Source organism: Erwinia sp. JH02 (assembly GCF_013074405.1).
Lineage (GTDB): Bacteria > Pseudomonadota > Gammaproteobacteria > Enterobacterales > Enterobacteriaceae > Erwinia > Erwinia rhapontici.
In genome coordinates, this window is sequence record NZ_JABANZ010000003.1 from 520,330 (window position 1) to 534,023 (window position 13,694).

Sequence of the window (13,694 nt, forward strand, 5' to 3'; positions counted from 1 at the left end):
GCATAATGAAAACGCTGCTGATAATCGATTCTTCGCTGGGGCTGGCAACGGGCTATCTGGCAAAAAATATCACCACAGCGGCTGCGGCAAGCGCCGGTCTGACTCTGACGGATAATCCGGCAGAAGCGGATCAAGTCATTGTGGCAGGCAAAAATATTCCGGCAGACAGCACGCTGAACGGCAAAGCCATTTATCTGGCTGACATCGAACAGCTGCTGCGTCAGCCAGCCGAGGTGCTGGCAAAGGCGCAAACTCACGCACAACCTTATCAGGCACCGGCGGCATCAGCGGCTGCGCCTGATAAGGTCAGCACCGGGCCTAAACGTGTTGTCGCGATTACCGCGTGTCCGACTGGTGTGGCACATACGTTTATGGCCGCCGAAGCCATTGACACCGAAGCGAAAAAACGCGGCTGGTGGGTGAAGGTGGAAACCCGTGGTTCAGTGGGTGCTGGCAATGCCATTACCGCTGAAGAAGTGGCGGCAGCCGATCTGGTGATTGTTGCGGCAGACATCGAAGTGGACCTGGCAAAATTTGCCGGTAAGCCGATGTACCGCACCTCTACCAGCCTGGCGCTGAAGAAAACCGCTCAGGAACTGGATAAAGCCGTGGCAGAAGCCCGTGTTTACCAGCCTCAGGGTGGACAGTCTGCTGCACAGGATGAGAAAAAAGAGAAAGCAGGGGCCTATCGTCACTTGTTGACCGGTGTGTCCTACATGCTGCCGATGGTGGTCGCAGGGGGGCTGAGCATTGCCCTGTCCTTCGCCTTTGGTATCACTGCGTTTAAAGAGCAGGGTACGCTGGCAGCAGCGCTGATGCAGATTGGTGGCAGCAGTGCGTTTGCCCTGATGGTGCCGGTGCTGGCAGGCTTTATCGCCTTCTCGATTGCAGACCGTCCGGGTCTGACGCCTGGCCTGATTGGCGGGATGCTGGCGACCAGCATTAACGCCGGCTTCCTTGGCGGTATCATCGCCGGTTTCATTGCCGGTTATGCCGCGAAGTTCCTTAGCCAGAAGGTCAAACTACCGACCAGCATGGAAGCATTAAAGCCGATTCTGATCATTCCGCTGGTCGCGAGTTTGATTACAGGTCTGCTGATGATCTACGTGGTGGGCAAACCGGTGGCCGGTATCATGGCAGGTCTGACGGCCTGGCTGGCAAACCTGGGTACGGCTAACGCGGTGGTTCTGGGCGCCATCCTCGGTGGCATGATGTGTACCGATATGGGTGGCCCGGTGAACAAAGTGGCTTATGCCTTTGGTGTCGGACTGCTCAGTTCGCAAACCTATGCGCCGATGGCGGCGATTATGGCAGCCGGTATGGTGCCACCGCTGGCGATGGGTCTGGCAACGCTGGTTGCACGCAGGAAGTTCAACAAAGGTCAGCAGGAAGGGGGCAAAGCGGCGCTGGTACTGGGTCTGTGCTTTATCTCTGAAGGTGCGATTCCGTTTGCTGCCCGTGACCCGATGCGCGTTCTGCCTTGCTGCATCATCGGCGGTGCCGTAACCGGCGCAATGTCGATGGCGATTGGTGCCAAACTGATGGCGCCACACGGCGGTCTGTTTGTCCTGTTAATCCCTGGCGCAATCACTCCGGTCGTCGGTTACCTGGCGGCGATTATCGTGGGTACGCTGGTGGCAGGTCTCTCTTACGCGGTGTTGAAACGCCCGGAAGCAGAAGCGCTGAAAGTATAATCTTATCCCCGTAGGGGCGAGGCACGCCTCGCCCGTTTCACAGGGTCAGGCATACCTGACCCCTACGGGTTTTATTTCTGCTCTGACTTCAACCACGCAATTTCATCTTTCCAGATATCCGGATTGACCGTTTCAAGAATCATCGGGATCCCATCAAAGCGTTTATCCTTCATCAACCAGCTAAATACCGTCTTACCGATATTCCCCTCACCCAGGCTGTGGTGACGATCGACACGGCTGTTAAACTCGCTTTTCGCATCATTGAGGTGCATACCGCGCAGATACTGAAAGCCCACGATGCGTTCGAAATCGGCAAACGTCTTCACGCACTCTTCTTCACTGCGCAGGTCGTAACCCCCGGCAAAGGCGTGGCAGGTATCAATGCAGACACCGACGCGGGATTTATCTTCCACGCCATCAATGATCGCCGCCAGATGTTCAAAGCGGAACCCCAGGTTACTGCCCTGACCGGCGGTATTCTCGATCACCGCCGTCACGCCTTCCGTTTTATCCAGCACGATGTTGATCGACTCAGCAATGCGCTGAAGGCAGTCGTCTTCGCTGATTTGATGCAGGTGGCTACCGGGGTGGAAATTCAACAACGTCAGCCCCAATTGCTGGCAGCGTGTCACTTCATCGAGGAAAGCTTCGCGTGATTTTTCCAGGGCCTCCTCTACCGGGTGGCCGAGGTTGATCAGATAGCTGTCGTGGGGCAGGATTTGCCCGGGAGTGTAGTGATACTTTTCACAGGCAGTGCGAAAGGCCGAAATCACTTCATCAGTCAGCGGAGCCGCGCGCCACTGACGCTGATTTTTCGTAAAGAGCGCGAAAGCAGTGGCTTCCAGTTCGTATGCGCGTTCAACCGCTTTATCCACACCGCCAGCTGCGCTGACGTGGGCACCGATATATTTCATGCCGTTCTCCTGTTAATGGCCTGCCTAATGGCAGTCAGGTCATCATAACCGGAAAAGAGCGGAAACTATGCCATCAAATGTTGAACCAACAGGTTGATAGCACCACCGCCTACGATCAGCCAGATAAACAGCGTCAGGCCCAGAAGAATCGGGCGCATCCCGGCGCGCTTCAGTTGGCTGACCTGCGTCGTGACGCCGAGCGCCGCCATGGCCATCGCCAGAAAGACATTATCCAGCTGATTAATGGCGTTGACGACGGACTGTGGGAACAGATGCAGAGAGTTAAACAGCGCGACAACAATAAACAGCAGAGCGAACCATGGGAAAGAGAGTGCGCTTTTGCTCTGGGTTTCAGTGGCTGGCCGCATGCGCTTCATCTGCCAGTTGAGGATCACTAGGAAGGGGGCCAGCATCATCACGCGCAGCATTTTACTGATCACCGCCGCGTTCTCTGTTTCCGGGGCGATAGCATGTCCTGCCGCGACCACTTGCGCGACTTCATGCATCGTAGAGCCCGTGTAAATACCATAGCTTTCAGGTGTCACCGACGGAAACATCTGTAAGACATGCGGATATAACAGCGGATAAAGGAAAATCGCGATAGTGCCAAAGATCACAACCGTAGCCACGGCCACCGCGACTTTTGAGGCTTCGGCTTTCAGCACGGGTTCTGTTGCCAGCACGGCCGCGGCACCACAGATACTGCTGCCGGCGCCAATCAACCAGGCCGTGTCGCGATCCAGCCCGAAGACTTTACGCCCCAGCCAGCAGGCAATAAAGAACGTGGAGCTCAGGGTCATGATATCGATGATCACGCCACTGATGCCGACGTTGGCTATTTGCTGGAAGGTTAACCGAAAGCCATAGAGAATAATGCCCAGCCGTAGCAGCTTCTGCTTTGCCAGCAGAATACCGCTATCGCAAGACGGATAAATAAGGGGATACAGCGTATTGCCAGCGACGATGCCAAATACAATCGCCAGGGTCAGTGCTCCCAGCCCCAGTCCGGCAACCCAGGGGATATTGCCCGCCCAGATAGCCAGCGCGGCAATCCCGCCTGCCAGCGCGAGGCCTGGAATAAAGTGCTGTATCGAGTGATGATGATTTTTGAGAGCGATGTCAGCCAAAATATCTTCCTCCATAAGATGATGGCGATATGATGATGGCAACTTACTTAAAAGAGAAATTGATTATATACTTATAATCAACCACTCTAAGTGTTAAGCAGTCTACTTGTAAGCCACTTTTTTTGTGAAAGGAATGACGATGCATATCACCCTGCGCCAACTGGAAGTCTTCACCGAAGTCCTGAAAAGCGGTTCAACCACTCAGGCCTCTCAGGTGCTGGCACTTTCCCAGTCAGCGGTCAGTGCCGCATTGGCCGATCTTGAAGGCCAACTGAGTGTCCAGTTGTTTGACCGGGTCGGCAAACGCCTGGTCATTAACGAACATGGCCGCCTGTTATATCCACGTGCCGTTGGGCTGCTTGAGCAGGCGCAGGATATTGAGCAGTTATTCCGTGAAGACAACGGGGCATTGCGCGTATCGGCCAGCAGCACCATCGGTAACTATCTGTTACCCGGCATGATCGCCCACTACCGCCGCGATTTCCCGATGCTGCCTTTAGAGCTGAGCGTCGGTAACAGCCAGGATGTGATTACGGATGTCGCTGATTTTCGGGTGGATATTGGCCTGATTGAAGGGCCATGCCATATGGCTGAATTGATCACGGAGCCCTGGCTGGAAGATGAGCTGGTGGTTTTTGCGGCCCCGAATGCCGATATTCTCAACCAGCCGGTGACGTTACAGAGCCTGGCCGCCGCGCCCTGGATCCTGCGCGAACATGGCTCCGGCACGCGTGAAATCGTCGACTATCTGCTGTTGTCACATCTGCCGCAGTTCGATCTGGCGCTGGAACTGGGCAACTCTGAGGCGATTAAAAACGCGGTGCGTCACGGCATGGGGATCAGTTGCCTGTCGCGGAGGGTGATTGCCGAGCAACTGGAGATGGGGACGCTGGTCGAAGTGACCATTCCGTTGCCAAAACTCAAACGCACGCTGTACCGGATTCATCATCGGCAGAAACACCTCTCGAAGGCGCTGAACCGTTTTCTGAGCTATTGCACGGAATAAAACCCGGGTCGGGCATGCCCGACCCCTGCGAAATCATGCGCTCTGGCAGGGGAGAGCACGCCTCTCCCGTGTTACGCTAATAATTTCCCGCCGATCATGAAGCTAACTTATAACGTGGCGTAATCGCTATACGACCCCCGCCAGGTTGCTATAATCGCGCCTTATTTTTTGCAAGGCGCAGCGTTAAAACATGGATCATGACACAACAACAACACAACCCACTGGATTAAGACGTGAACTGAAAGCACGTCACTTAACCATGATCGCCATTGGCGGTTCGATTGGCACAGGCTTATTTGTCGCCTCAGGTGCCACTATTTCTCAGGCGGGTCCAGGCGGGGCATTACTGTCCTATATGCTGATTGGCCTGATGGTTTACTTCCTGATGACCAGCCTCGGTGAGCTGGCGGCCTTTATGCCGGTTTCAGGCTCATTTTCTACCTACGGCGCCAAATACGTCGAAGAAGGCTTCGGTTTCGCGCTGGGCTGGAACTATTGGTACAACTGGGCGGTCACCATCGCCGTTGACCTCGTTGCTTCACAGCTGGTGATGACCTGGTGGTTCCCGGACACCCCGGGCTGGATCTGGAGCGCACTGTTCCTCTGCCTGATCTTCCTGCTGAACTACATCTCCGTAAAAGGCTTTGGTGAAGCGGAATACTGGTTCTCATTGATCAAAGTGGTCACCGTCATCATCTTTATTATCGTGGGTGTAGCGATGATCGTGGGCATTCTGCGCGGCGGTGAAAGTGCAGGCTGGCATAACTGGCAGATTGGTGATGCGCCGTTTTCCGGTGGCTTTGCCGCGATGATTGGCGTGGCGATGATCGTTGGCTTCTCGTTCCAGGGCACCGAATTAATTGGTATTGCCGCCGGTGAGTCGGAAGACCCGGCGAAGAACATTCCGCGTGCCGTTCGTCAGGTATTCTGGCGCATCCTGCTGTTCTATGTGTTTGCGATTCTGGTGATCAGCCTGATTATCCCTTACACCGACCCGAGCCTGCTGCGTAACAATGTGACCGATATCAGCGTCAGCCCGTTCACGCTGGTCTTCCAGCATGCCGGCCTGCTGTCGGCAGCGGCAGTCATGAATGCGGTGATCCTGACGGCGGTGCTGTCAGCGGGGAACTCCGGGATGTATGCCTCCACGCGTATGCTCTATACCCTGGCTTCAGAGGGTAAAGCACCGCGTATCTTCGCCAAACTGTCCAAAGGCGGTGTGCCGCGTAATGCGCTGTATGCCACAACAGTGGTGGCGGGGTTGTGCTTCCTGACCTCGATGTTTGGCAATCAGACGGTGTACCTGTGGCTGCTGAACACCTCCGGGATGACGGGCTTTATTGCCTGGCTGGGTATTGCTATCAGTCATTATCGTTTCCGTAAAGGGTATGTGGCTCAGGGCCGGGATCTGGCCGATCTGCCGTACCGTTCTGGTTTCTTCCCGCTGGGGCCGATCTTTGCGTTTGTGCTGTGTCTGATTATTACCCTGGGCCAGAACTATCAGGCGTTCCTGTCGGATACCATTGACTGGGGCGGCGTAGCGGCCACCTATATTGGCATCCCGCTGTTCCTGATTATCTGGTTTGGCTTCAAGCTGACGCGCAAAACGCGTTTTGTGAAGTACAGTGAGATGGAATTCCCTAAGTTCGAAAAGTAATGGCGATGGGATAACAGAAGAAGGCGCGGATCCCGCGCCTTTTTTTATCTGAATCATTTATGTCAATAAAACAGACTAAAAATATTACTGATTAGTATTCGCATTTGCTTTATTTTAAGCGGCATTAAATACATTTCTAGCAGGTATTGAGAATGAGTCTGACCCAGGAACCCGTGCAGCACGCGGGCAACATCCCGCCTGAAGGTGTCATGGGGCGTTACCACCAGCTGCTGCGCCACCGACTGTTAATTATGGCCGTACTGGTGCTGGCGATCGCCGCTTCGCTGGTGCTGGACTTCACGCTTGGCCCGTCCGGCCTGTCGTTACAGGTATTATGGCAAACGCTGCTGTCACCGGAGACGGTTGATGCCGGTACCCGGGTGATCGTCTGGGACATACGCCTGCCGTATGCGTTGATGGCTGTGGTGGTGGGCTTAGGACTGGGCCTTGCCGGGGCTGAGATGCAGACCATCCTGAATAACCCGCTGGCCAGCCCGTTTACCCTTGGGGTGTCGTCTGCCGCCGCCTTTGGTGCTGCACTGGCCATTGTGCTGGGCATTGGTATCCCGGGCATCCCGGACCAGTGGTTTATCTCCGCCAATGCGTTTGTCTTTGCGCTGCTGGCTGCACTGATGCTGGACGCGGTTACGCGCTGGACGCAGGTGTCCACCTCTGGTGTGGTGCTGTTTGGTATCGCGCTGGTGTTTACCTTCAATGCACTGGTCTCGATGATGCAGTTTATTGCCAGCGAAGATACTTTGCAGGGGCTGGTATTCTGGACGATGGGCAGCCTGGCGCGCGCCTCGTGGGAAAAGCTGGCGGTGCTCTGCGTGGCGCTGCTGATCCTGGTGCCGTTCTCGATGTTAAGCGCGTGGAAACTGACGGCGCTGCGTCTGGGTGAAGATAGGGCCGTGAGTTTCGGTATTGATGTGCGCCGCCTGCGTCTGGTTACGCTGCTGCGCATCAGCGTGATCTCGGCACTGGCGGTGGCGTTTGTCGGCCCGATTGGCTTTATCGGCCTGGTAGCACCGCATATTGCCCGCATGATTTTTGGTGAGGATCACCGCTTCTATTTGCCCGCCAGTGCGCTGACGGGGGCACTGGTGCTGTCGATGGCATCGGTAGTATCGAAGAACCTGATCTCTGGCGTCATCATTCCTGTAGGGATTGTCACCTCACTGGTGGGCGTGCCGTTCTTCCTGAGTATTATTCTGCGCCATCGGGGGAGTGTCTGATGCAGGGGCTGAAAATTAGCGGTTTCCATGCCGGTTATCCAAAACGTCAGGTGATCAGCAATCTCAATGTTCCGCTGCTGCCACGTGGCAAAATTACCGTGCTGTTGGGGCCTAACGGCTGCGGCAAGTCAACGCTGCTGCGCTCGCTGGCCGGGCTGAACCGCGCCAAAGGTGAACTGTGGCTGAACGGTGAAGACCTGATGGCACTGCCGTTTGCCCGCCGTGCCTCACGCGTGGTGTATCTGCCGCAGTCGCTGCCGGCCGGGGTGCATCTGCATGTGCTGGAGTCGATTATTGTGGCGCAGCGAGCCAGCGGCGGGCGCAGTAATGCCAGCAGCGAAGCCGAAGTGATGGCGCTGCTGGAGCAACTGGGTATCGCGCATCTGGCGCTGAGTTATCTTGACCAGCTGTCCGGCGGTCAGAAACAGTTAGTCGGGCTGGCGCAGTCGCTAATCCGCCGCCCGGAGCTGTTGCTGCTGGACGAGCCGTTAAGTGCACTCGACCTCAATTACCAGTTCCACGTGATGGATTTAGTGCGGCGGGAAACCCGCCTGCGCAACATCGTGACCGTCGTGGTGGTGCATGATATTAATATCGCGCTGCGTCACAGCGAGCACGTATTGATGCTGCAAAACGGTGAGTTGATTGCCGATGGTTTACCGGAAGCGGTGATTACGCCGGAAAGTCTGGCGCGGGTGTATGGTGTAAAAGGGCGCATTGAGCGCTGCTCGCAGGGTGTGCCGCAGGTGTTGATTGATGGTTTAGTGGCAGAGGCCATCAGCTAGCGCGGGCCTGTAGCAGCAGGGTCGGGCATGCCCGACCCCTACGTTCAGGGTGGGTACGGTGATATTGGTAGGGTCGGGCATGGCCGCCCCCTACGTTCAGGGAGGGTACGGTGATATTGGGCAGGGTCGGGCATGCCCGACCCCTACGTTCAGGAGGGTGCGGTGATCTTGGGTAGGGGCGAGGCATGCCTCGCCCTGAGTCGTGCGCGATTTACACCAGCAGATGCTGCGCATGGAAGCGCAGGTGATCTTCCACAAAGCTGGCGATAAAGAAGTAGCTATGGTCGTAACCGGGCTGTTCCCGCACGGTTAACGGATAGTTTAGCTCCAGCGCGATGGCCTCCAGCCGTTGCGGCCTCAGCTGATCGGCGAGGAACTGATCGTTATCGCCCTGATCGACCAGCATCGGCAGAACGGCACCACCGTTACGCATCAGCCAGCAGCTGTCGTACTGCTTCCACGTGTTGATATCATCCCCCAGATAGGTGCGGAAGGCCTTCTGCCCCCATGCCACTTCCAGCGGATTCACAATCGGTGCGAACGCCGACGCCGAACTGAATTTACCCGGGTTACGCAGTGCAATCATCAGTGCACCGTGGCCGCCCATCGAATGCCCCATAATCGCCTGACGATCGCTGACATTGAAATTACCGGCAATCAATGCAGGTAATTCAGTGTTGATGTAATCGTACATGTGAAAATGGTCTGCCCAGGGCGCTTCGGTGGCATTGAGGTAGAAACCGGCACCCTGACCGAGGTCGTAACCGTCGTCGTTGGCAACGCCTTCGCCGCGCGGGCTGGTATCCGGCATCACCAGCACCAGGCCCAGTTCGGCCGCCACGCGCTGTGCACCGGATTTCACGCTAAAGTTCTCGTCGCTACAGGTCAGTCCCGCCAGAAAGTAGACCACGGGTGGCGGTGAACTGCTTTTCGGTCCCGGTAAAAAGACGCTGAAGGTCATCGCGCAGTTCAGCGTCTCAGACTGATGCTGGTAGCGCTGCTGCCAGCCGCCAAACAGGCGATGTTCTTCCAGAAGTTCCAGAGTCGATGGCATCCTTTCCTCTCTTATTTTTTGGCGAAATGCACCACAGAACGAATCGATTTCCCTTCGTGCATCAGGTCGAATGCGTCGTTGATCTCTTCCAGCGGCATGGTGTGGGTAATAAAGTCATTCAGCTGGAAGTCACCCGCCATATAACGATCCACGATGCCCGGCAGCTGCGAGCGGCCTTTTACGCCACCGAAGGCAGAACCGCGCCAAACGCGCCCGGTCACCAGCTGGAAGGGACGGGTAGAAATCTCTTCACCGGCACCGGCTACACCGATGATCACGGACTCGCCCCAGCCTTTATGACAACACTCAAGAGCTGAACGCATCACGTTGACGTTACCAATACACTCGAAGGAGTAGTCAACCCCGCCGTCGGTCATTTCAACGATCACATCCTGAATCGGCTTGTCGAAATCTTTCGGGTTGATCAGATCGGTCGCGCCCAGTTTGCGTGCCAGATCGTATTTGTTGGTATTGATATCAATCCCGATGATGCGTCCGGCCTTCGCCATTTTCGCGCCAATAATCGCCGACAGGCCAATGCCGCCGAGGCCGAAAATCGCCACGGTATCGCCTTCTTTCACTTTCGCGGTATTGGTCACGGCACCCATGCCGGTGGTGACGCCGCAGCCCAGCAGGCACACTTCTTCCAGCGGCGCTTCTTTACTGATTTTCGCCAGGGAGATTTCCGGAATCACGGTGTATTCAGAGAACGTTGAGGTGCCCATATAATGGAAAATCGGCTGACCGTCTTTGAAGAAGCGAGTGGTGCCGTCTGGCATCAGGCCTTTGCCCTGGGTGGAGCGGATCGCCTGACACAGGTTGGTTTTACCGGACAGACAGAATTTACATTTGCCACACTCCGGGGTGTACAGCGGGATCACATGGTCGCCCACGGCCACGCTGGTAACGCCTTCACCCACGGCTTCCACCACGCCGCCGCCCTCATGGCCCAGCACCGCCGGGAACACACCCTCCGGATCTTTACCGGACAGCGTGTAAGCATCGGTGTGGCAGACGCCAGTGGCAACGATACGGACCAGCACTTCGCCTTTTTGCGGTGGCATCAGATCCAGTTCTTCAATTTTCAGTGGTTCACCGGCGGCCCATGCTACGGCGGCACGCGTTTTAATCATCTGCATATGTTGCTCCTGTCTTTCTTTCAAAGGGGTGTAATAAGCGTAACCAGAGTTGAAGGAAACAGCGGTTAATCGCTGGACTTCTCATCAAATTGTTCAATAATCAGATACTTCAGCGCCTCAACGTTGGGCGTGAAGGCATCACGGCGCCACACCAGTCGGGTCTCGGTTTCGCGCATTTCAGGTGGCAGCGGGTGCTGGCGCACGCGTTTGTGGCCCGGCATCTGCGCCAGCACGGCGGCAGGCAGCAATGCCAGCCCGCCGCCGCTGGCAACGCAGGCCAGCATCGCGTGATACGACTGAATCTCCATCACATTGCCCGGCTGGACGCCAGCATCGCGGAACCAGTTCTCTAAGCGAATGCGATAGGAGCAGCCCGGACGAAAGGCAAACAGCGTGCTGCCTGCGGCATCGGCGGGCGTTATGATCCCGGCATGATCCAGACTGGAAATCAGCACCATCTGCTCGGGAAATGCCACACAGCTGTTGAGTTCATCCGCATTGACCGGGCCATCCGCCAGCGCGGCGGCCAGAGTGCCAACGCGCACTTTTTCGATAATCTCAGAAGAGGTACCGGTACTCAGCGCCAGGTTTACGGCGGGATAACGCTGATGAAACTCTGCCAGCAGTGATGGCAGCCGCGTCGCGGCCGTGCTCTCCATCGATCCGAGGGCAAAATTGCCCGCCGGTTTGCCACCGTGAGCCATGTTCAGCGCCTCTTCGCTCAGCGCAAGGATACGCTGAGCATAACAGAGGAAGTTATGGCCCATCGGCGACAGGCGCAGGCGCTGCTTCTCGCGGATAAACAGGTCGGTGCCCAGCTCTTCTTCCAGCTGGCGCAGGCGCGTAGTGAGGTTTGACGGCACCCGATGTAACTGCTCCGCTGCCCGCACGACGGAACCGCTGTCAGCCACCGCGCAGAACATTTTAAGTTGGGTCAGGTCCATTCGTTCTCTTATCGTCAGCAACTTAGTTAGTATTATTCACTTTTCGTGATTTTAACCATCACTCATGCTGATGGCAACTGAAAATCGGCTCGGGAGTCAAAAATGGCAGTACGTGTTGCGCTATGTGCTTTTCTGACGTTGGTGGTGGCGATGGGGATAGGGCGCTTTGCCTTTACCCCACAGGTGCCTTTAATGATAGGCGAAAATCAGCTATCGCTGACGAGTGCGGCGGTGGTGGCGGCGCTGAACTATCTGGGGTATCTGTGCGGTTCGTTTGATGCCATGCGTGCTACGCGGCGCGTGGAATGGCGCTTACAGGCGGGGGTCTGGGGAGCCGTCGTGCTGACGCTGATTTCCGCCCTGGTTTCCGGCCCGTGGCAGCACGGCGTGGTGCGCTTCCTGATTGGCTGGGCCAGCGGCTGGGCCATGGTGCTGATTGCAGCCTGGAGCAATGAGCAGTTGCACCGTTATCAGCGTCCGGGGCTGAGTGCCGCCGTGTTCGCCGGGCCGGGAACCGGGATTTTGATCAGCGGACTGCTGGCGGTGTGGCTGCACAGCCAGCAGGTCAGCGCGGCCTGGGCCTGGGGCGCTTATGGCGTGCTGGCGCTGGCCCTGGTGGCGCTGATTGCCCGCACCTTACCGCGTACCGGTCAGTTGCATCGCCCGGAAACCGCCCCGGAGCCGCTGCGCCTGACACCTGGGCTGAAGCGGCTGGTATGGAGCTACAGTCTGGCCGGATTTGGCTATATTCTGCCCGCAACCTTTCTGTCACAGATGGCGACCACACGTTTTCCCGGCCTGATCAGCCAGTTTGTCTGGCCGGTGTTTGGTGGGGCTGCCGTGGTGGGGATCGCTATCGGTATTCTGACCCGTCACCTGGGTGACAGTAACCGTCGCCTGGCGCTGGTGCTGTGGGTGCAGGCGCTGGGGGTTTTTGCAGCGGATCTGATCCCCGGATTGGGCGGATTGGCGCTGGGATCGGCGCTGATTGGTGGCGGCTTTCTCTGTGTAGTACAGCTTTCTCTGCAATATGCCCGTGAACTGGCCCCGCTGCACACGCGCTATCTCGCCGGATTACTGACCACCGGTTACGCAGTCGGGCAACTGGTGGGGCCGATGTTATCGGCGATCTCTACGGCGCTGACGCACCGTCTTGAACCCGCGTTGTATGTGGCCGGGGCGGCGCTGCTGGTGGCGGGAGTACTGGTGTGGCATCGCGAGGCGGCAGCTGAATGAAACTGTTTCATCGACAATTAAATTGATTCACTGGATCAGACTCCAAATGTGTTCCAAAATAGCGCCTCAGAAATCCTCTTCATCTTTCACGCTGCAGGTGCGTTGTCTGCCCTTACTCACCCCGGTCACTTACTTGTTGTAAGCTCCCGGGGATTCGTTCGGTTGCTGCCTTCCTGCATCATGAAATCTATTGAGGATTGGATTTTGTCAGACCTGCTGGAGAAAAGAGACAAATGGCGACGTTAAGTCAGGAAGCCACACTGGTTCATGAGGCGCTGGTTGCCCGCGGCCTGGAAACCCCGCTGCGTTCACCTGTGCGTGAAATGGATGACGATACGCGTAAGCAGCTGATCGCCGGTCATATGACCGAAATTATGCAGTTGCTCAATCTTGATCTGGAAGATGACAGCCTGGCTGAAACACCGCAGCGTATTGCCAAAATGTACGTTAATGAAGTGTTCTCCGGCCTGGACTATGCCAACTTCCCGAAAATCACCGTTATCGAAAACAAGATGAAAGTGGATGAAATGGTGACCGTGCGTGATATTACGCTGACCAGCACCTGTGAACATCACTTTGTGATTATCGATGGTCAGGCGACCGTGGCCTATATCCCGAAAGAGAAGGTGATTGGTCTGTCGAAAATCAACCGTATCGTGCAGTTCTTCTCCTCGCGGCCGCAGGTGCAGGAACGGTTGACGCAGCAGATTCTGGTCGCACTGCAAACACTGCTGGGCACCAGCAACGTCGCGGTGTCCATTGATGCCGTGCACTATTGTGTGAAAGCGCGCGGTATTCGCGATGCCACCAGCGCCACCACAACGACCTCGTTGGGTGGGCTGTTCAAGTCCAGCCAGAACACGCGCCAGGAGTTCCTGCGCTCGGTACGCCATCGCTAATGTT

12 protein-coding genes are annotated in these 13,694 nt (G+C 56.5%); 7 read left to right on the forward strand and 5 right to left on the reverse strand.

Going from position 1 to position 13,694, the window contains the following annotated elements; genetic code table 11:
* The first annotated feature begins 5 nt into the window (after nt 1-5).
* Nucleotides 6-1,694 (forward strand): PTS fructose transporter subunit IIBC, encoded by a 1,689-nt coding sequence (gene fruA, locus HHI26_RS11435; protein WP_171149113.1) that lies wholly within the window; start codon nt 6-8, stop codon nt 1,692-1,694.
* A gap of 71 nt (nt 1,695-1,765) precedes the next feature.
* Here the strand turns inward: fruA and nfo are convergent, their stop codons facing one another.
* Both nfo and HHI26_RS11445 read right to left on the reverse strand, forming a co-directional pair.
* On the reverse strand, nt 1,766-2,608 hold the full coding sequence (gene nfo, locus HHI26_RS11440; RefSeq protein WP_133841468.1) for a deoxyribonuclease IV: 843 nt from the start codon (nt 2,606-2,608) through the stop codon (nt 1,766-1,768).
* 65 nt (nt 2,609-2,673) lie between these two features.
* Nucleotides 2,674-3,735 carry a YeiH family putative sulfate export transporter gene (locus tag HHI26_RS11445; RefSeq protein WP_159336306.1) on the reverse strand — a complete coding sequence of 354 codons (1,062 nt, stop codon included), beginning with the start codon at nt 3,733-3,735 and terminating at the stop codon, nt 2,674-2,676.
* A 139-nt stretch (nt 3,736-3,874) separates the two neighbouring features.
* On the opposite strand from HHI26_RS11445, the gene yieE reads away from it, so the two are divergent.
* The 4 genes from yieE (at nt 3,875) to HHI26_RS11465 (ending at nt 8,418) form a co-directional block, all read left to right on the forward strand.
* Nucleotides 3,875-4,741 carry a DNA-binding transcriptional regulator YeiE gene (gene yieE, locus HHI26_RS11450; protein WP_133841470.1) on the forward strand — a complete coding sequence of 289 codons (867 nt, stop codon included), beginning with the start codon at nt 3,875-3,877 and terminating at the stop codon, nt 4,739-4,741.
* Between the two features lie 190 nt (nt 4,742-4,931).
* Nucleotides 4,932-6,398 carry an amino acid permease gene (locus HHI26_RS11455; protein WP_133841471.1) on the forward strand — a complete coding sequence of 489 codons (1,467 nt, stop codon included), beginning with the start codon at nt 4,932-4,934 and terminating at the stop codon, nt 6,396-6,398.
* A gap of 152 nt (nt 6,399-6,550) precedes the next feature.
* Entirely contained in the window at nt 6,551-7,633 is a 1,083-nt protein-coding gene (locus HHI26_RS11460; RefSeq protein ID WP_133841472.1) for an iron ABC transporter permease, read from the forward strand.
* Nucleotides 7,630-8,418, forward strand: a complete 789-nt coding sequence (locus HHI26_RS11465) for an ABC transporter ATP-binding protein (protein WP_133841473.1) — start codon at nt 7,630-7,632, stop codon at nt 8,416-8,418. The genes HHI26_RS11460 and HHI26_RS11465 overlap by 4 nt, the downstream gene beginning before the upstream one ends.
* 211 nt (nt 8,419-8,629) lie before the next feature.
* On the opposite strand, the gene fghA is transcribed toward HHI26_RS11465, so the two are convergent.
* From fghA to HHI26_RS11480, 3 genes are all read right to left on the reverse strand, one after another.
* Nucleotides 8,630-9,472 carry an S-formylglutathione hydrolase gene (gene fghA / locus HHI26_RS11470; RefSeq protein WP_133841474.1) on the reverse strand — a complete coding sequence of 281 codons (843 nt, stop codon included), beginning with the start codon at nt 9,470-9,472 and terminating at the stop codon, nt 8,630-8,632.
* An 11-nt stretch (nt 9,473-9,483) separates the two neighbouring features.
* The gene (locus HHI26_RS11475) at nt 9,484-10,611 is read right to left on the reverse strand and encodes an S-(hydroxymethyl)glutathione dehydrogenase/class III alcohol dehydrogenase (RefSeq protein WP_171149114.1); all 1,128 of its coding nucleotides are present in this window, start codon (nt 10,609-10,611) and stop codon (nt 9,484-9,486) included.
* 65 nt (nt 10,612-10,676) lie between these two features.
* Nucleotides 10,677-11,555, reverse strand: coding sequence for a LysR family transcriptional regulator (locus HHI26_RS11480; RefSeq protein ID WP_171149115.1), 879 nt, complete (start codon nt 11,553-11,555; stop codon nt 10,677-10,679).
* A 102-nt stretch (nt 11,556-11,657) separates the two neighbouring features.
* On the opposite strand from HHI26_RS11480, the gene HHI26_RS11485 reads away from it, so the two are divergent.
* Together HHI26_RS11485 and folE are read left to right on the forward strand one after the other, a co-directional pair.
* Entirely contained in the window at nt 11,658-12,791 is a 1,134-nt protein-coding gene (locus tag HHI26_RS11485; RefSeq protein WP_133841477.1) for a YbfB/YjiJ family MFS transporter, read from the forward strand.
* Nucleotides 12,792-13,024: 233 nt separating this feature from the next.
* Nucleotides 13,025-13,690 carry a GTP cyclohydrolase I FolE gene (gene folE, locus HHI26_RS11490; protein ID WP_133841478.1) on the forward strand — a complete coding sequence of 222 codons (666 nt, stop codon included), beginning with the start codon at nt 13,025-13,027 and terminating at the stop codon, nt 13,688-13,690.
* Nucleotides 13,691-13,694 lie beyond the last annotated feature (4 nt).